General features: G+C 70.9%; 16 protein-coding genes. 5 read left to right on the top strand and 11 right to left on the bottom strand.

The window, feature by feature from the left end; genetic code table 11:
• Positions 1-398: hypothetical protein (locus H613_RS31495; protein ID WP_211234887.1), on the top strand; the 398-nt coding region annotated here is incomplete at its 5' end.
• A gap of 1245 nt (positions 399-1643) precedes the next feature.
• Here H613_RS31495 and H613_RS27690 read toward each other — a convergent pair.
• Entirely contained in the window at positions 1644-2504 is an 861-nt protein-coding gene (locus H613_RS27690) for a CPBP family intramembrane glutamic endopeptidase (protein ID WP_051393560.1), read from the bottom strand.
• Between the two features lie 132 nt (positions 2505-2636).
• Here H613_RS27690 and H613_RS0118875 point away from each other — a divergent pair, with 132 nt between their 5' ends.
• The 4 genes from H613_RS0118875 (at position 2637) to H613_RS0118860 (ending at position 7432) form a co-directional block, all read left to right on the top strand.
• Complete coding sequence (locus H613_RS0118875) at positions 2637-3959, top strand: sensor histidine kinase (RefSeq protein WP_026925016.1); 1323 nt, start codon at positions 2637-2639, stop codon at positions 3957-3959.
• Positions 3932-4597: a response regulator transcription factor gene (locus H613_RS0118870; protein WP_026925015.1), complete on the top strand. Its 666-nt coding sequence runs from the start codon at positions 3932-3934 to the stop codon at positions 4595-4597. Before H613_RS0118875 ends, H613_RS0118870 begins: the two co-directional genes overlap by 28 nt.
• Before the next feature lie 1197 nt (positions 4598-5794).
• On the top strand, positions 5795-6772 hold the full coding sequence (locus H613_RS29495; protein WP_084546768.1) for an RDD family protein: 978 nt from the start codon (positions 5795-5797) through the stop codon (positions 6770-6772).
• 120 nt (positions 6773-6892) lie between these two features.
• Entirely contained in the window at positions 6893-7432 is a 540-nt protein-coding gene (locus H613_RS0118860; protein WP_026925014.1) for a hypothetical protein, read from the top strand.
• A gap of 40 nt (positions 7433-7472) precedes the next feature.
• Here the strand turns inward: H613_RS0118860 and argH are convergent, their stop codons facing one another.
• From argH to H613_RS27680, 10 genes are all read right to left on the bottom strand, one after another.
• Positions 7473-8867 carry an argininosuccinate lyase gene (gene argH / locus H613_RS0118855; RefSeq protein ID WP_026925013.1) on the bottom strand — a complete coding sequence of 465 codons (1395 nt, stop codon included), beginning with the start codon at positions 8865-8867 and terminating at the stop codon, positions 7473-7475.
• Positions 8867-10072 (bottom strand): argininosuccinate synthase, encoded by a 1206-nt coding sequence (locus tag H613_RS0118850; protein ID WP_026925012.1) that lies wholly within the window; start codon positions 10070-10072, stop codon positions 8867-8869. Before H613_RS0118850 ends, argH begins: the two co-directional genes overlap by 1 nt.
• Positions 10065-10628, bottom strand: coding sequence for an arginine repressor (locus H613_RS0118845; protein WP_026925011.1), 564 nt, complete (start codon positions 10626-10628; stop codon positions 10065-10067). The genes H613_RS0118850 and H613_RS0118845 overlap by 8 nt, the downstream gene beginning before the upstream one ends.
• On the bottom strand, positions 10625-11572 hold the full coding sequence (argF, locus tag H613_RS0118840; RefSeq protein ID WP_026925010.1) for an ornithine carbamoyltransferase: 948 nt from the start codon (positions 11570-11572) through the stop codon (positions 10625-10627). Before argF ends, H613_RS0118845 begins: the two co-directional genes overlap by 4 nt.
• Entirely contained in the window at positions 11569-12771 is a 1203-nt protein-coding gene (locus tag H613_RS0118835) for an acetylornithine transaminase (RefSeq protein ID WP_026925009.1), read from the bottom strand. Before H613_RS0118835 ends, argF begins: the two co-directional genes overlap by 4 nt.
• Positions 12768-13667: an acetylglutamate kinase gene (argB, locus tag H613_RS0118830; protein WP_026925008.1), complete on the bottom strand. Its 900-nt coding sequence runs from the start codon at positions 13665-13667 to the stop codon at positions 12768-12770. The genes H613_RS0118835 and argB overlap by 4 nt, the downstream gene beginning before the upstream one ends.
• Positions 13664-14818 (bottom strand): bifunctional glutamate N-acetyltransferase/amino-acid acetyltransferase ArgJ, encoded by a 1155-nt coding sequence (gene argJ / locus H613_RS0118825; RefSeq protein WP_026925007.1) that lies wholly within the window; start codon positions 14816-14818, stop codon positions 13664-13666. The genes argB and argJ overlap by 4 nt, the downstream gene beginning before the upstream one ends.
• Complete coding sequence (argC, locus tag H613_RS0118820) at positions 14815-15828, bottom strand: N-acetyl-gamma-glutamyl-phosphate reductase (RefSeq protein ID WP_035738589.1); 1014 nt, start codon at positions 15826-15828, stop codon at positions 14815-14817. Before argC ends, argJ begins: the two co-directional genes overlap by 4 nt.
• Before the next feature lie 88 nt (positions 15829-15916).
• Complete coding sequence (locus tag H613_RS0118815) at positions 15917-16558, bottom strand: response regulator (RefSeq protein ID WP_026925005.1); 642 nt, start codon at positions 16556-16558, stop codon at positions 15917-15919.
• Positions 16536-17708, bottom strand: coding sequence for a sensor histidine kinase (locus H613_RS27680; protein WP_035738587.1), 1173 nt, complete (start codon positions 17706-17708; stop codon positions 16536-16538). Before H613_RS27680 ends, H613_RS0118815 begins: the two co-directional genes overlap by 23 nt.
• Positions 17709-17760 lie beyond the last annotated feature (52 nt).

Raw genomic sequence — 17760 nt, 5'->3', positions numbered from 1 at the left:
CCGATGCCGCGAACGTCTTCCCCACCGGGCTCTACCCCGACGAATGGGGACCAGGCATCAAAGCCGACCTGAACGAGACCGCCGAACAGATCGAACAAGCCAAGGTCGAAGCCGACATCAAAGCCGCCCGAGCACGGGTACGCGCCCGCTTCGCCACACCAGCCACCAGGCAGGAGGCGACCGGCACACCCGAATGGGCCACAGTAGATGAACCTGCGCCGGGCACGGCAGCCGAAAGCGAGCAGGCCAGGACAGGCGAAGACGAGCAGACCTCACTCCCACCGGATCGGACCACCCTGACACCGGCAGGAGTGACCGGCACCACTGGGCCGGACGACCCCGTTCCCTTCTTACCCTGCCCGCCGCAGGCAACTGCGGCGGGGAAGGAGCACCCATAGGCGCTCAGCCCGGAACCCCGACAGGGACCGGGCCCTTCCCCGTGTCCACAGCCCCGCCCAGGCCTCACACCACCCCACCGAAGCCCCCAGAGCGGGCACCGCATCCCAGAGCAGACACCGCACCCGGAGCGGGCACCGCACGAGGCCGCCCCACGACCACCCTCCGCGCCGACAGGCCACCCCGGCACCCGCTCACCGCTGTATCGCCGATACGCCTGAAGCCCAACCGAAGATCACCCCAGGGACACAGCACCAACCTCAGCACCTGCCTACCTCGCGGTCGCCGACCGCTTGAAGCCCTACCCGACCGCGCCTCCACGCCGACAGGCCACCCCCGACACCCGCTCACCGCTGCATCGCTGCAATGCCTGAGGCTGGACCCGAGCACAACCCCGAAGACACCAAGCCAGCCCCGCCCCCCACGCACCTCGCGCTCACTGCTCGCCTGAAGCCGGGCCGAAGAGACAACCCCGAAGACCACTGACCGACTCCGACGCAGGGGCGCCGCAGAGCGCCCCGCCGGCGCCCGGGGCGCTACTCCGCCCCTCTGTACCCACCCACCGCCGTCCTGCACACCACGAAAGTCCTCGCCAGCCTGACAGACGCCCCAAAACCGGTCAAGGAAAAGTTTCTGGGCCTGTGGATAACTCCCCGAGATGGCGTGGTCCACCTGCGGATACTCGGGAAACGGCATACCGCCTTCGAGGACCCGCCCTGCCCCTCCACTCCCGTCTTTGTCGCCGCCCGCTCGAAGCGCAACCGGCAACGACCCCGAAGCCACAGCGACAACCCCAGCCCCTTCCTACCTCGCGGTCACCGACCGCTTGAACCCCTACCCGACCGCGCCTCCGCGCCGACAGGCCACCCCTGGCACCCTCTCACCTCTGCATCGCTGATACGCATGAAGCCCGACCCAAGACCACCCCGGGGACACAGCACCAACCCCACCACCCGCCCCCCTCTCGGTCGCCGATCGATTGAAGCCCCACGCGATCTGGCCTTCGTAGTCCGCTTCGAGGCCGCCGCGCGGTTCGGGTGAGAAGACGACCAGGGTGCCGTCGCCGCGCCATTGTTCTTCCAGGAGGCGGATCGCTTCGGGGTGCCATGAGTCGGCGTTCTTCGCGCGGGGCAGGGGCCCGGCGAGGAAGACCGCCCCCGCCCAGGTTTCGGGCGGGGTCTCGTTGGCGTGCACGACGATGACGTCCTGTGGCATGGGGCGGCTCCGATCGGTTCCGGACGGCGGACTCAAGCAGTGTAGGCGTCCGCAGTGGATCGGCGCTCGGTCCGTTCCCGATCTCCGAAGCCGCCGGCGAGGAGGATCCAGACGACGAGGACGAGGAGCGGAGCGAGTTCGAGCAGGTTGACCGACCAGCGGTCGAAGCCGCCCTGCTCGACCAGGAGGGGGTACGAGAACGTGCCGATGACGAGGTTGTTGCCCGCGTGCGCCAGGCACGGGACCCAGATGCTCCCCGAGCGCCGGAACAGCCACGACAGGACGATCGCCCCGGCCATGATCTGCGCCGTCCAGGTGACGATGGTCAGCGCGTGATCGGAGTCGCCGGAGTAGTCGGTGAACACCAGCGGGTAATGCCATGCCGCCCAGATGAACCCGGTGATGAGCGCGGCGGCGAGCGGACCGCGGCCCACCCGTTGCTCGAGGTAGCCGCGCCAGCCGGCCTCCTCGCCCCAGAACACCGGCATCGCGAGTGCCGACGCGGCCAGGCCGATGAGCGCGACCAGTCCTGGGTGCAGGTCGGCGCCGAGGGCCGATTCGCCCAGGGACGCGAGGTCCGGGCGGTAGCCGCCGACGGCGGCGGCGAGGGCGACCGTGGCGGCGAGCACGACGACGGGCCCGAACCATGCCAGGAGGTAGTACCGCCGGGCGGCTTTGAAGCGGGGCCGCGAGCCGGCGTCGGCGAAGCCCTCACGGGTCACCCACCTGCGGACGGCGAGCGCGCCGATCGCCGGTGCGAACGCGATCGGCATCTGCAGCAGCGGATTGACCATCGACAGGTCCAGTACGAAGGCGGCCACGAAGATCGCGCTCCAGGCGATGCCGAAGGAGATGAGGAGGAAGGCGATGACGCCTTTGGTCTTGAGTGTCATGGCGACAGTTCACCGCGGTTGCGGCCGTGAGTCATTGGGTCCAGCTGTCGTTTCGGGGTATGGCTGGGCATACCCCGAGGACTCCCCTCAGCGTCATGGAGGGTGCCGTGCCTGCGATCTATCGTGGACGGCATGTCGAAAGAACGTCCGAATACCGCGCTCGAAGCGCTGCGCCGGCCAGGGTTGCCGGTGAGCGCCTGGCCCTGGCGTTCGATCGGCTACCTGCTCACGACCCTGCCCTCGGCGGTGGCGGCCTTCGCGACGCTCGGGGTGCCGTGGCTGGTCCTGGCGGTCCGGCTGGCGCAGGGCCGGGCGCGGGCCGGCGAGGTGGCGGTGCTGGTCTTGATCGGCGTCTCTCTGGCGGCGGTGCCGGGGCCGTTGGCCGCGGCGTGGTTGTCGGGGCGGGAGCTGCGGCGGTTGCGTACGGTGGACGCCCGTCCGGTCCAGGCGCGGTTCCGCTCAGGGAGGCGGTTGCGCTCCAGGTACACCGATCCCCTGGCCTGGCGCGAGGTCGGCTACGTCCTCCTGCTGGCGACCGTGAGCCCGGTACTCGTCCTCGCGGTGATGGCGATCGCCCTGATGGCCGTGACGTTCGCGGCGAGCCCGATCATCCTCGGAGCGCAGGGAGCCGGGGCCGGGCCGGTGACCTTGGTGTTCGGCAAGGTCGACTCCGTGGTCGGGACGGCGCCCTATGCGGCCGCCGGCGCCGCGCTCCTCCTCCTGCTCCCCTATCTGGCGACGGCGCTGGCGGGTGCGCACGCCGCCGTGGCGCGGGCTCTGCTGACGGGCGGGGCGAGCGAGCGGCTGCGCGCCGAGCTGGTCGAGGTGTCGCGGTCTCGGACCCGGTTGGCGGACGCGTTCGAGGCTGAGCGGCGCAGGATCGAACGGGATCTGCACGACGGCGCGCAGCAGCGGCTGGTCGGCTTCACCCTCAAACTCGGGCTGGCGCGGCTGGACCTGCCTCCCGACTCGTCGGCCGCCGCGCTCGTGGACGAGGCCCATGGTGAGGCGAAGCAGCTCATGGCCGAACTGCGCGAACTCATCCACGGCATCCGACCGCAGATCCTCACCGATCTGGGCCTGCCCGCGGCCCTCGGCGAGCTCGCCGACCGGTCGACGGTTCCGGTCGTGGTCGAGGCGGACGTCCCCGAACGGCTTCCCGCGCTGGTCGAGAACACCGTCTACTTCGTCGTCGCCGAAGCGCTCACCAACGCCGCCAAGCACAGTCGCGCCACCTGCGTGACGGTGACGGCCCGCGTCAAGGGCGGCGCGCTCGACGTGGAGGTCCGCGACGACGGCCACGGCGGCGCCGATCCGGACCGGGGCTCGGGTCTGACCGGGCTCGCGGACCGGGTCGCGGTGACCGGTGGCAGGATGTTGATGTCCAGTCCGGCAGGGGGACCCACGGTCCTGCGCGTGGAGGTGCCGTGCGATCCAAGTCCGTCGTCCGAGTAGTCCTGGCCGAGGACGGCGTCCTGCTGCGGGAGGGCCTGATCGGGCTGTTCGAGCGCTTCGGGTTCCGGGTGGTCGAGGCGGTCGGCGACGCCGAGGCGCTCAAGGAGGCGGTCGCGGTGCACCGGCCGGACCTGGTGGTCACCGACATCCGCATGCCGCCGGGTTTCACCGACGAGGGGCTGCGGGCGGCCGTGGAGTTGCGCCGCATCGACCCCGGGCTCGGCGTGGTCGTGTTGAGCCAGTATGTGCAGCACCGGTACGCGGCGGAATTGATCGACACCGGCGGCGGGTACGGTGTCGGCTACCTCCTCAAGGACCGGGTCGTCGACGTCGAGGCCTTCATCGACGCGCTGCATCGCGTCGCCGACGGCGGCACCGCGGTCGACCCCCAGGTGATCAGCCAGCTGCTGCGGCGCCGGAGCGGCCCGCTGTCCGCGCTCACCACCCGCGAGCGGGAGGTGCTGTCGCTGATGGCAGAGGGGCACTCCAACGCCGCGATCGCCCGGAGGCTTCACGTCTCCGAGGCCGCCGTGGGCAAGCACACTGGGAGCATTCTGTCCAAACTGGACCTCTCGCGGACCGACGACACCAACCGCAGGGTCCTGGCGGTGCTCGCGTATCTCAACGGCGACCGTTAGCCTCAGTTATTCTGCGGCCCACCGTCCTTGATGGAACCTGACGAGGAAAGATGCCCGTTCACCTGCGAAGATACGTGTGCTTAGCCACCAGGCAGGAGGCGACCGGCACATCCGAATGGGACACAGTAGACGAACCTGCGCAGGCCACGGCAGCCGAAAGCGAGCAAGCCAGGACAGGCGAAGACGAGCAGGCCTCACCACCAGCCGACCGGCAGACCCTGACACCAGCAGGAGTGACCGGCACCACCGGACCTGACGACCCCATCCCCTTCTTACCCTGCCCGCCGCAGGCAACTGCGGCGGGGACAGAGCACCCATAGGCGCTCAGCCCGGAACCCCGACAGGGACCGGGCCCTTTCCCCTGCCCAGGCACCGAACCGACCCCACACGCCATCCCCCCAGCCGCCGCCACACCCCGAGAAGGAAGAGAACCAGGCGGAGCCCACCGACCCACCTCCGCGCCGACAGGCCACCCCAGGCACCCGCTCACCTCTGCATCGCCGATACGCCTGAAGCCCTGACTAAACGGACCTCCACGCCGACCGGCCGCCCCGAGCTCTTCCCCGCCTTCCATCGCTGACTCGCCTGAAGCCCGACCGAAGGCCACCCCGAAGACACAGCACCAATCTCAGCACCTGCCTACCTCGCGGTCGCCGATCGGTTGAACCCCTACCCGAGCGAGCCTCCGCGCCGACCGACCACCCCAGACGCCCTCCCACCTCTTCATCGCCGATCCGCCCGAAGCGCAACCCAACACAACCCCAAGGCCACATACCCGACCTCAGCTTCCGACTGCCTCGCTGTCGCTGTTTCGCCTGGAGCCAGGCCAGTACGAACCGAAGGCCAATGGCTCACCTCACGGCAACCAATCCCTTATGGTCGCTGACTTGTTCGAAGTCGGTTCATCACGGTTCTGGCAGTCGAACGTCCACGCAAGACGATCGATACCTTATAACCACTACTCCTCTTGCAGCGCAAGACATACAGCCACATCGTCAGAGATTCCTCCTGGTCGGACATGAATATGGATGCCCGAATGACCTTCTCTCGCGGCAAGGGATGAACCCACCAGTGCAGCGGTGGCCCCGGCACAGGTGATGTGCTTGCTGCCTCTCGGTTGCGACATGGAATTACACTTATCGATACGAACCGGAACCCACCACTGGCCACCCCGCTCCAGACCGATGGGACGCTTCTATGACGCAACAGCATCCCCCGACCGAGTCCCAGCCCGGACCGCCGTTTCCGCACCAGCCGGGCCCATTCGTCGGCGGCCACTCGCCGGCCGGTCCGCCTGTTCATTCCCCTCCTATGCCGAAAACCGGGCGCCGGATCGCCGCTCGGGCCATCGATCTTGCGGTCTTGTCGCTGGCATTGTTCCTGCTGGCGGCCTTGACTATCGATGCGATCACAGAGAAGGCCACGCACGTCCTGCCGGAGCAGGTCATCGGCGCGGTCACGAACGTGCTCTTCTCCGCGGGCGACGTCGGGGCCGCGACCGATGAGGTCGGGGACTCGGCCTGGAACCTGATCGTCTCGCGGGTCCAGACCTCGGTGCTCATTCTCATCGGATTCCACTTCGCCTACGAGACGGCCGCCAACCTGTGGCAGGGCCGCACCCTCGGCCGCATGCTGCTCGACCTGCGAATCGTCGGCCCGGGCGGCTCCAAGGCCCGCTTCGGGCGGTCGCTGTGGCGCGCCGCGGTGACCGTCGTCTGTACCGGGGGCCTGTACGGACTGGCCTGGATCGCCCTGCTGCACGGCAGTTTCATCGGCGGCTTCGTGCTGTGGCTGCTGGCGGTCGCTGTTCTGGTCGCCTATGTGGCACCGGCGCTGTTCGGCTCCGCTCGGCGGTCGCTGGGCGATCTGGTCGCCGGGACGCGCACCGTCCACGCCGGCGCCTACGCCACGGCCGGGCGAACGGTGTTGCGGGCCGCCCAGGCGGGGTCGTCAGCCGCGCGGAACGCCGCCCAGCGGGTCCCGGTGCAGCGGCTGGCCGACTCGTATCAGGTCCGCCGCGCCAAGGAGACCGGCGGCCGATGGGCCGCCCGGGCCGCCGACAGCGAGCAGGGCCGACGACTGCGCCAACTGGGCGCGACGGCGGGCGATCGGTTCAAGGACGTCTACCGGCAGCGGCGCGGCGGCGACGGGTCCACGCCGCCCGATCCGCAGTGAGTCGCCGGGCGGGCCAGACTTGACATAAGATAGTCATATTCGGATACTTCTATATAATTGTCGAGTTTTCGGAGCGTATCGGTTGGGTGCGCTGCCGCCTACCCCCGTTCGGGAGCCCCGATGAACCGAATTCCCAGCCTCCGAAGGACACTCACCGCCCTCGCCGCGGGATGGCTGCTCGCCGCCGCCCTCGCCGCCCCGGCCGCCGCCAGTCATCCCCAGTACGCCCCGACGCCGTTCAAGATCGGCGACGTCGGCGAGGACCTCTGCACTTACTTCGACACCGAGGGCGAGGCCTCGTGGCCCGCCGTCCACGCCCCCCAGGTCCCCTCGGTCGAGATCAGCGGCACCGCCGTGATCAGCCACGCCCCGCCCGAGACGATCTGCCTGAGCGTGGTCCCCTTCCCGCGCCACATCGAGTTCATCGGCTACATCAGGGACGAGCCGGTGGCCGAGCACGCCGTCCCGTTCAAGGTCGCCGACGACGGCGGCGGATTCCCCGGCTCGGGATTCGAATACGAGTTCTCGCTCGTCGCCCCCTCCGGCAATCCAATCGACTACGTCACCGCGGCGATCTGCAAGGACGGGATCGCGGACGACTCGTCGTGGGAGGACGACTGCACCGAAGCGGTCGTCATCGTCCCCGGCGGACAAGGGTGAGGCGCGGCGGCCGACCCGGAGACGGGTCGGCCGCCGCGCATCAGGCGGACCAGACGCGCCAGGTCTCGATCTGCTCGCGCACCCGCGCCAGCTGGTCGGCCACGGCCTTCGGGCCGGTCGAGCCGGGCGTCGTGCGGGCCGCCAGGGCGCCGTCGACGTCGAGCACCTGCTTCACGCCCGGGTCGAGATGCGCCGAGATGCCCGCGAGGTCGGCGTCGTCGATCTCGTGCAGCTCGATGCCGCGCGCTTCGCAGTGGGCCACGCAGGCTCCCGCGATCTCGTGGGCGCCGCGGAACGGGACCCCCTTGCGCACCAGCCAGTCGGCGATCTCGGTCGCCAGGCTGAAGCCCTTCGGCGCGGCCTCGCGCGGCACGTCCGTGTTGAACCTGAGCGTCTCCACCATGCCGGTGACGGCGGGCAGCAGCAGCTCCAGGTTGTCCAGGGAGTCGAAGACCGGCTCCTTGTCCTCCTGGAGGTCCTTGTTGTAGGCGAACGGCAGGCCCTTGAGCGTCACCAGCAGACTCGTGAGGTTGCCGACGAGCCGCCCGGACTTGCCGCGCGCGAGCTCGGCGACGTCGGGGTTCTTCTTCTGCGGCATGATCGACGAGCCGGTCGAGAACGCGTCGTCGAGCACGACCCAGCCGAACTCCTGGCTGGCCCACAGGATGAGCTCCTCCCCCAGGCGGGAGAGGTGCACGCCGACCATCGCGCACACGAACGCCAGCTCGGCGGCGAAGTCGCGGTCGGCCACGCCGTCGATCGAGTTCGCGGCCGGGGCGTCGAAGCCGAGTTCGGCGGCGACGGCGGCCGGGTCGAGCGGCAGCGAGGAGCCCGACAGGGCGCCCGAGCCCAGCGGCGACACCGCCGCGCGCTTGTCCCAGTCCCCCAGGCGCTCCAGGTCGCGCAGGAACCCCTGGGCGTGCGCCAGGAGCTGGTGGCCCAAGGTGATCGGCTGGGCGTGCTGGAGGTGCGTCATGCCCGGCGCGGGCGCGTCGGCCACCCCCTCGGCCTGCTCGGCCAGCGCCGCGACGAGGCCGGTCAGATTCGCGGCCAGCCCGCGAGCGTGGTCGCGGCAGTACAGGCGCAGGTCGGTGGCGATCTGGTCGTTGCGGCTGCGCCCGGCGCGGAGCTTGCCGCCGAGGTCGCCGAGGCGTTCGACCAGGCCGCGCTCGAGCGCGGTGTGGACGTCCTCGTCGGCGACGGTGCCGGTGAAGGCCCCTGAGGCGACATCGGCGGCCAGATCGTCGAGCGCGGCGAGCATCTCGGTGAGTTCGTCGGCGCTCAGCAGTCCGGCTCGGTGCAGGACGCGGGCGTGGGCCTTGGAGGCCTTGATGTCGTACGGCGCCAGCCGCCAGTCGAAGCCGATCGAGGCGTTCAGGGCTTCGAGGGCGGCGGCGGGGCCGCCCGTGAAGCGGCCCCCCCACAGTTTCGCCATTACGCGGCCTTGGCCCGCTCGTTCCGGGCGGCGGCGAGCTTGGCCGGGAGGCTCCACAGCTCGACGAAGCCGCGCGCGTTGGACTGGTCGAAGGCGTCGCCCTCGTCGTAGGTGGCGAGGTCGAAGTCGTAGAGGCTGGTCTCGGAGCGCCGACCGGTGACGGTGGCCTTGCCCGCGTGGAGGGTCAGCCGGACCTCGCCGGTGACGTGGGTCTGGACGTCGTCGACGAACGCCTCCAGGCTGTTCTTCAGCGGCGAGAACCAGAGGCCGTCGTAGACGAGCTCGCCCCAGCGCTGGTCGACGGTCCGCTTGAACCGGGCCTGGTCGCGCTCGATGGTGACGTTCTCGAGCTCCATGTGCGCGGCGATGAGCGTGATGCCCGCCGGGGACTCGTAGACCTCGCGGGACTTGATGCCGACGAGTCGGTCCTCGACCATGTCGATCCGGCCGATGCCCTGGGCACCGGCCCGCTGGTTGAGTTCCGAGACGAGCTCGAAGGCGGACTTCTCGACGCCGTCGAGGGCGACCGGGCGGCCCTTCACGAAGGTGATGACGACCTCGTCGGCCTCGCGGGCCTCGGCCGGGGACTGCGTGTAGTCGTAGATGTCCTCGATGGGGCCGTTCCAGATGTCCTCCAGGAAGCCGGTCTCGACGGCCCGGCCCCACAGGTTCTGGTCGATCGAGTACGGGGACTTCTTGGTCACGTCGATCGGGAGGCCCTTCTCCTCGGCGAACGCGATGGCCTTGTCCCGGGTCCAGGCGAAGTCGCGGGCGGGGGCGACGACCTTGAGGTGCGGGGCGAGGGCGGCGAGACCGGCCTCGAAGCGGACCTGGTCGTTGCCCTTGCCGGTGCAGCCGTGGGAGACGATCGTGGCGCCGTGCTTCTCGGCGGCGGCCACGAGGTGCTTCACGATGAGCGGCCGGGAGAGCGCGGAGACGAGCGGGTAGCGGTCCATGTAGAGCGCGTTCGCGGACACGGCCGGGAAGCAGTACTCGGCGGCGAACTCCTCGCGGGCGTCGACCACTTCGGCGGCGACGGCGCCGCAGCCGAGGGCCCGCTGCCGGATGACCTCCATGTCCTCGCCGCCTTGGCCGACGTCGATGGCCACGGCGATCACCTCGGCATCGAGCTGCTCGGCGAGGTACGGGATCGCCACGGACGTGTCGAGGCCCCCCGAGTAGGCGAGCACTACCTTCTCAGTCATTGCTGTTCTCCTTGATTTCAGTGGTGGTGTAAGGGATGGCGGTCTCAACGGAGGTGTCCGCGGTGGGGGCCTTGCCGGCCCACTGGAGCATCCGGTCGGCGACATGGCGGCCGGGCACGCCGTCGCGGGCGATGACGGCGATGGTGTCGTCGCCCGCGATGGTGGCGATGACGTCGGCCAGGCCGGAGCGGTCGATGGCGCTGGCGAGGTACTGGGCGGCCCCGGGAGGGACCCACAGCACGGCCATGTTGCCCGAGTAGTCGGCGCCGACGAGGAGTTCGCGCAGGAGCCGCTTGAGGCGGTCGGGCGCGGCCTCGGCGTCGCGCAGGGGCCGCTCGCCTTCGGGGAAGATCGAGTAGACGGCGCCGCCGCCGTCGGTGCCGCGGACCTTGATCGCGCCGAGCTCTTCGAGGTCGCGCGAGAGGGTCGCCTGGGTGACCTCGATGCCGGACTCGGCGAGGAGCTCGGCCAGTTCGGACTGCGACTTGATGGACTGCATCGAGATGAGCTCGACGATGCGGGCCTGGCGCGCGGCCTTCGTAGTCGGCTGGTTCATCGGTTGTCACCTCCGATGAGCCAGGCGAGGAGGGCCTTCTGGGCGTGGAGGCGGTTCTCCGCCTGGTCGAAGACCCGCGACTGGGGGCCGTCCATGACCGCGTCGGTGATCTCCTCGCCGCGGTGCGCGGGCAGGCAGTGGAGGACGATCGCGTCCTCGGAGGCGTGGCCGAGGAGCTCGGCGCCCAGCTGGTAGGGGGCGAGGTCGGCGATGCGCTGCTCGCGGTCGTCCATGCCCATCGACAGCCACGCGTCGGTGGAGACGACGTCGACGCCGCTCACGGCCTTGACGGGGTCGTCGGTGACGGTGACCGACCCGCCGGTCTCGGCGTTGATCTCGGCGGCGCGTTCGAGGACGTCGTCGGCGGGCTGGTATCCGGCGGGGGCGCCGACGCGGACGTGCATGCCGGCCATGGAGCAGGCGATGACGGTGGAGTTGCCCATGTTGAACGCGGCGTCGCCGACGAAGGCGAGCTTGGTGCCGCGCAGGGTGTGAAGGGTCTCCTTGCGGTGCTCGGCGATGGTCTGGAGGTCGGCGAGGAGCTGGCAGGGGTGCCAGCCGTCGGTGAGGGCGTTGACGACCGGGACGGTGGCGTGCTCGGCGAGTTCGGCGATGCGGTCGTCGCCGAAGGTGCGGATGACGATCGCGTCGACGTAGCGGGACAGGACCTCGGCGGTGTCGGCGACGGTCTCGCCGCGGCCGAGCTGGCTGGTCTGCGCGTCGAGGATGACGGGGTGGCCGCCGAGTTCGGCGATGCCGATCTGGAAGGACAGCCGGGTGCGGGTCGAGGGCTTCTCGAAGACGACCGCGACGGACCGCAGGCGGCCCTGGTGGTTGAGGCTGTCGAAGCCGTGGCGGTCGTCCTTCATGGCCGCGGCGAAGCGCAGCAGTTCGGCCTGTTCGGCCGGGGTGATGTCGTGGTCCTTCAAGAAGTGCCGGGTCACGGTCGTCCTCCTGGTGCTGGAAGAACGTCGTCGAGCGCGGCGATGAGTTTGTCGCAGAACTCGGCGAGTTCGGGGGCGGTGATGGTGAGCGGTGGCGCGATGCGGACGGTGTCGGCCCGCACGGCGTTGGCGAGCACGCCGTCCGCGGCGAGGCGGGCGACGACGTCGGCCGCGACCGGTTCGGTCAGGGCGATGCCGCGCCACAGGGCGATGCCGCGGACTTCGGCGATGCGCGCGTCGGCGGCGAGTCGCTCTTCGAGGTGCGAACCGAGCGCGGTCACGTTGTCGAAGAGGTGCTCGCGTTCGATGGTGTCGATGACGGCCAGCGCGGCGGCGCAGGCGATCGGGTTGCCGCCGAAGGTGGAGCCGTGGGTGCCGGGGGTGAGGGCCTCGGCGTAGGGGCCGACGGCGATGGCGGCGCCGATGGGGACGCCGCCGCCCATGCCCTTGGCGACGGTGATGACGTCGGGGGTGACGCCTTCGGCGTGGTGGGCGAACCAGGCGCCGGTGCGCCCGAAGCCGGACTGGATCTCGTCGACGACGAGGGCGGCGCCGTGCGCGGCGGTGAGCTCGCGCGCGGCGGCGAGGTAGCCGGGGGCGGCGGTGACGACGCCCGCCTCGCCTTGGACGGGTTCGAGGAAGACCGCGGCGGTGGTGTCGTCGACGGCGGCCTTCAGCGCCTCGGCGTCGCCGTGGGGCACGAATTCGACGTCGCGGCCGAGCGGCTCGAACGGCTCGCGGATCGCGGCCTTGCCGGTGATGGAGAGCGAGCCGAGGGTGCGGCCGTGGAAGCCGTGCTCGGCGGCGACGATCTTGGTGCGGCCGTTCGCCTTGCCCGCGAGGAGGACCAGTTTGAGGGCGGCCTCGTTGGCCTCGGTGCCGGAGTTGCACAGGAAGACCTTGCCGTCGACGGCGGCGAGTTCGAGGAGCTTCTCGGCGAGTTCGACCTCCTTCTCGTGGAGGTAGAGGTTGGAGGTGTGGGCGAGGCGGGCGGCCTGCGTGCTGACGGCCTCCACGATGGCGGGGTGGCTGTGCCCGAGGCTGGAGACGGCGATGCCGCCGATCATGTCGAGGTAGGTCTCGCCGTCGACGTCGGTGACGTGGCGGCCCTCGCCGTGGCTGATGGCGACCGGGGGCAGCCCGTAGTTGCCCATGAGAGCGGCCTGGAACCGGCCCTTGAGTTCGTCCGAATAGGTCATTGTTCCTCCACGACCATGGTGCCGACGCCTTCGGAGGTGAAGATCTCCAGCAGCGTCGAGTGGGGGACGCGCCCGTCGATGACGTGCGCCTGGGGGACGCCGCCCTTGACCGCGCGCAGGCAGGCCTCCATCTTGGGGACCATGCCGGCTTGGAGCTTGGGGAGGAGCTCGGCGAGCCGCGAGGTGGTGATCTGCCGCAGCAGCGAGTCCTTGTCGGGCCAGTTCGCGTAGAGCCCTTCGACGTCGGTGAGGATGACGAGCTTCTGCGCGCCGAGGGCCTCGGCGAGCGCGGCGGCGGCGGTGTCGGCGTTGAGGTTGTAGAGGACGCCGTCGTGGTCGAGCGCGACCGTGGAGACCACGGGGATGCGCCCGGCGGCGATGAGGTCGTCGATGGCGGTGGTGTTGACGCTGGCGACGTCGCCGACGCGGCCCACGTCGACCCGTTCGCCGTCGACGTCGGCCCAGCGGCGCTTGGCGGTGAACAGGCGGGCGTCCTCGCCGCTCATGCCGACCGCGTGGGGGCCGTGGTTGTTGATCAGGCCGACGAGTTCGCGGCCGACCTGGCCGACCAGGACCATGCGGACGACGTCGGCGGCCTCGGGCGTGGTGACGCGCAGGCCGCCTTTGAACTCGGAGGCGATGTCGAGCTTGGCGAGCATCGCGGAGATCTGCGGGCCGCCGCCGTGGACGACGACGGGCTTGATGCCGACGTAGTGCAGGAACACCATGTCGGCGGCGAAGGCGGCCTGGAGCTCGGGGTTGATCATGGCGTTGCCGCCGTATTTGACCACGACGGTGCTGCCGGTGAAGCGCTGCAGCCAGGGCAGGGCCTCGATGAGCGTCTCGGCCTTGCCGAGCGCGTCCTTGAGATGCGGTGCGAGGTCTTCGATGCTCATGTGGAATACGCCGAGTTCTCGTGAACGTAGTCGTGGGACAGGTCGTTGGTCCAGATCGTGGCCGACGCGGCGCCGTTGTGGAGCTCGATGTCGATGGCGACGTCGCGGCCCTTGAGGTCGACGTCGTCGCGGCTCTCGCCCGCGGCCCCGGCCTTGCAGATCCACACGCCGTTGACGGCGACGTCGACCGCGTCGGCGTCGAAGGGCGCCTTGGCGACGCCGACGGCGGCGAGGATGCGGCCCCAGTTGGGGTCGCAGCCGAACATGGCGGTCTTGACGAGGCTGTCGCGGGCGACGCAGCGGGCGACCTCGACGGCGTCGTCCTCGGTCTCGGCGCCCGAGACGGTGATGGCGATGTCCTTGGTGGAGCCCTCGGCGTCGCTCTGAAGCTGCTTCGCGAGGTCCTTGCACAGCTCGGTGAGCGCGGTGATGAACTCGTCGGCCTCGGCGCGGGCGCCGGAGGCGCCGGAGGCGAGCAGGAGCACGGTGTCGTTGGTGGACATCGAGCCGTCGGAGTCGAGCCGGTCGAAGGAGTACCGGCAGGCGGTGCCGAGCGCCGTGTCGGCGAGTTCGGTGTCGACGGCGGCGTCGGTGGTGATGACGACGAGCATGGTGGCCAGGCCGGGGGCGAGCATCCCGGCGCCCTTGGCGATGCCGCCGATCGTCCAGCCCGCCTCGCTGGTGCGCACGGCGTTCTTCGGGACGGTGTCGGTGGTCATGATCGCCGTGGCGGCGTCCTCGCCACCGGTCTCGGTGAGCGCGGCGACGGCCTCGTCGACACCGGGCAGGAGCTTGGCCATCGGGAGGCGCTCGCCGATGAGCCCGGTGGAGCAGACGGCGACCTCGGCGGCGCCGCAGCCGAGGGCGGCGGCGGTCTTCTCGGCGGTGGCGTGGGTGTCGCCGAAGCCCTCGGGACCGGTGCAGGCGTTGGCGCCGCCGGAGTTGAGGACGACGGCCTTGAGCCTGCCGTAGGTGAGGACCTGCTGGGACCACTTGACGGGCGCGGCCTTGACGCGGTTGCCGGTGAAGCGGCCCGCGGCCACCTGCGCGGGGCCGTCGTTGACGACGAGCGCCAGGTCGGGCTTGCCGGACTCCTTGAGCCCGGCGGTGACGCCGGAGGCCCGGAAGCCCTTGGGAGTCGTGACGGTCACGGCGCGACTCCGTTCACGCTCAGGCCCGCGGCCTCGGGGAGGCCGAGCATGAGGTTGGCGCACTGGACGACCTGCCCGGCCGCGCCCTTGCCGAGGTTGTCGATGGCGGCGCAGGCGATGATGCGACCCGAGTCGAGGTCGACGGTGCCCTGGAGGTGGGCGGCGTTGGTGCCGTAGGTGGAGGCCGTGGCGGGCCAGGCGCCCTCGGGCAGCAGGCGCACGAAGTGCTCGCCGTCGTAGGCCTTGGCGAGCGCGGCTCGCACATCGGCGGGGGTGACGTCGGCGGCGGGCTTGGCGGTGACGGTGGCGAGGATGCCGCGGGGCATGGGCGCCAGGAGCGGCGTCATCGACAGGCTCGCGGCGCCGGTGGCCTGCTTGATCTCGGGCACGTGCTGGTGGGCGCCGACCTTGTAGGGGCTCATCGAGCCGATGACCTCGCTGGCGAGCAGGTGCTTCTTGGCGGCGTTGCCCGCGCCGGAGGTGCCGGAGGCCGCGACGGCGACGACGTCGGCGGGCTCGGCGATCCCGGCCTCGATGAGCGGGTGGAGCGCGAGGATGGCGGCGACGGCGTAGCAGCCGGTGGCGGCGACGCGGTCGGAGGCGGCGATGGCCTCGCGCTGGCCGGGCAGTTCGGGCAGGCCGTAGGTCCAGGTCCCGGCGTGGGGGCTGTGGTAGTAGGACTCCCAGGCGGCGGCGTCTTCGAGCCGGTGGTCGGCGCCGAGGTCGACGATCTTGGCGTCGGCGCTCAGCTGGGCGGCCAGCGGGCCGGACTGGCCGTGCGGGAGGGTCATGACGACCAGGTCGGCGCCCGCGAGGGCCTCCGGGGTGGTCTCGCAGAACCGTCGATCACCGTAGGCGGCGAGGTGCGGGTGGACGGCGGTGATCGGCTGACCGGCCTGGCTGTGGGCGCTGGCGGCGATCACGTCGAGCTGCGGGTGGTCGGCGAGCAGCCGCAGCACCTCGCCTCCCGCGTAGCCGCTGGCGCCTGCCACGGCGACCTGGTACGTCACTGGAAACCTCCCGATTGAATGCTTATGCAGTAAACTGTATCAGCATTCAATCAAGGGCTCAATGCGATATTCCAGTTCGTGGGATGAGTCATCGATCCCGCTCGCGGGCGTAGATGGCGGCCTGGACACGGCTGCCGAGATCGAGCTTCGCGAGCACACGCGTCACGTGCGATTTCACCGTGGACTCGGCCATGCCGAGCTCGGCGGCGATCTCGGCGTTCGACAGGCCCTCGCCGATGAGGGCGAGGACCTCGGTCTCGCGCGGGGTGAGGGACGCCAGGCCCTCGCCGTCGACCGGGATCGGGGCGTAGGAGGGGCGGGCGCGCCCGAACTCGGCGATGAGGTTCCTGGTGACGGCCGGGGAGATCAGGCCCTCGCCGCGGGCGACGACGCGGACGGCGTCGACGAGCGTGGCGGCGTCGGCGTCCTTGAGCAGGAAGCCGCTGGCACCGGCGCGGAGCGCGTCGAACACGTTCGCGTCGTCACCGTAGCTGGTCAGCACGAGGACGTCGGCGACGCCGCGCAGCTCGGCGGCGGCCGCGATGCCGTCCTTGCGGGGCATGCGGACGTCCATGACGACCACGTCGGGGTCGAGCAGCCTCGCCTGCTCGACGGCCTCGGCGCCGTCGGCGGCCTCGCCGACCACTTCGATGTCGTCGGCGCTGTCGAGCAGCATGCGCAGCCCGGCGCGGACCGCCGCGTGGTCGTCAGCGAGCAGAACGGTGATCACTGTGCTCTCCTGTCGGGATCTCGGCGCGGACGCGCCACCGGTCGCCGTCGGGACCGGCCCGGACGGTGCCGCCGAGCAGCCGGACGCGCTCGGTCATGCCGATCAGCCCGGCCCCGCCGCCCGGGACGGGGGCGGCCTCGGCATCGACGGCGTTCGCCACCTCCACTGTCAGCCGCTCAGGACCGTAGGCGACGGCCACGGCGGCGTCCGAACCGTACTTGAGCGCGTTCGTCAGCGCCTCTTGGACCACGCGGAAGGCGGCGGTCTCGACCTCGCCGGGCAGCTCGCGTACGGGGCCGTCGACCTCGTAGTCGATCTTGAGGCCGACCCGGCGCATCCGGTCGACCAGCTCGGGGACCTGGTCCAGCCGGTAGGAGGCCAGGTCCTCGTCGGTGTCGACGGTGCGCAGGAGCCCGATGATGCGGCGCAGCTCGGCCAGGCCCTCGACGCTGCTCTGGCGGATCGCGGCCACCGACTCGCCGACGGTGGCCGCGTCGGGGTCCTTGCGGGCCTGGAGCCCGGTGGCCTGGAGGGCGATCGCGCTCAAATAGTTGGCGACGGTGTCGTGGAGCTCGCGGGCCATGAGGGTGCGCTCGCGCAACACCGCCTCGCGGTGGCGGGCGTCGGCCAGGCGCGCGGTCTGCTCGGCCCGCTCGGCTTCGAGGCTGGCCCGGTCGTGGGCCTGGCGGACGATGATCGCGGTGCCGATCGGCGAGATCAGGACGAGCGCGGCGACCGCGGCGGCGCTGAGCACCGCGCCGGCGCCGTTGCCCTCCACGGCGGCGAAGACGACGAACGCGACGATGACCACGCCTTGGGCGGCCAGGAGGAGCCTGGTCCGGTTGCGCGGGCCGTAGCGGGCGTACGCGTAGAGGTTGTCGGTGAAGATGCACACCGTCGCCAGCGACAGCCCGACGGCCAGTTCCGTCCCGAAGCCCACCGCGCCGAGGGCCAGGCACCAGCCCGGGAGCGCGCGGCGGACCGCGACGCCCGCGCACACCAGGGCCAGCGGCACGAAGCGGAACCAGGGGGGGACGTCGGCGATGTACCGCTCGTAGCTGCCGAGCGCGATGAGGGCGCTTCCGGCCGCGAACAGCGCGACGGCGGCGACGAGGTCGGCGCGTCGGGCGCGGCGGAGCGGGCTGGCCATGCCCCAATCCCATCACGGACGACCGGCCGCGACGTCGACCTCGGTGCCGAGA

The organism is Glycomyces arizonensis DSM 44726 (assembly GCF_000482705.1).
Taxonomy (GTDB): domain Bacteria; phylum Actinomycetota; class Actinomycetes; order Mycobacteriales; family Micromonosporaceae; genus Glycomyces; species Glycomyces arizonensis.
Note: the sequence above shows the minus strand (reverse complement) of the source record. Positions and strands in the feature narration are given on the sequence as shown.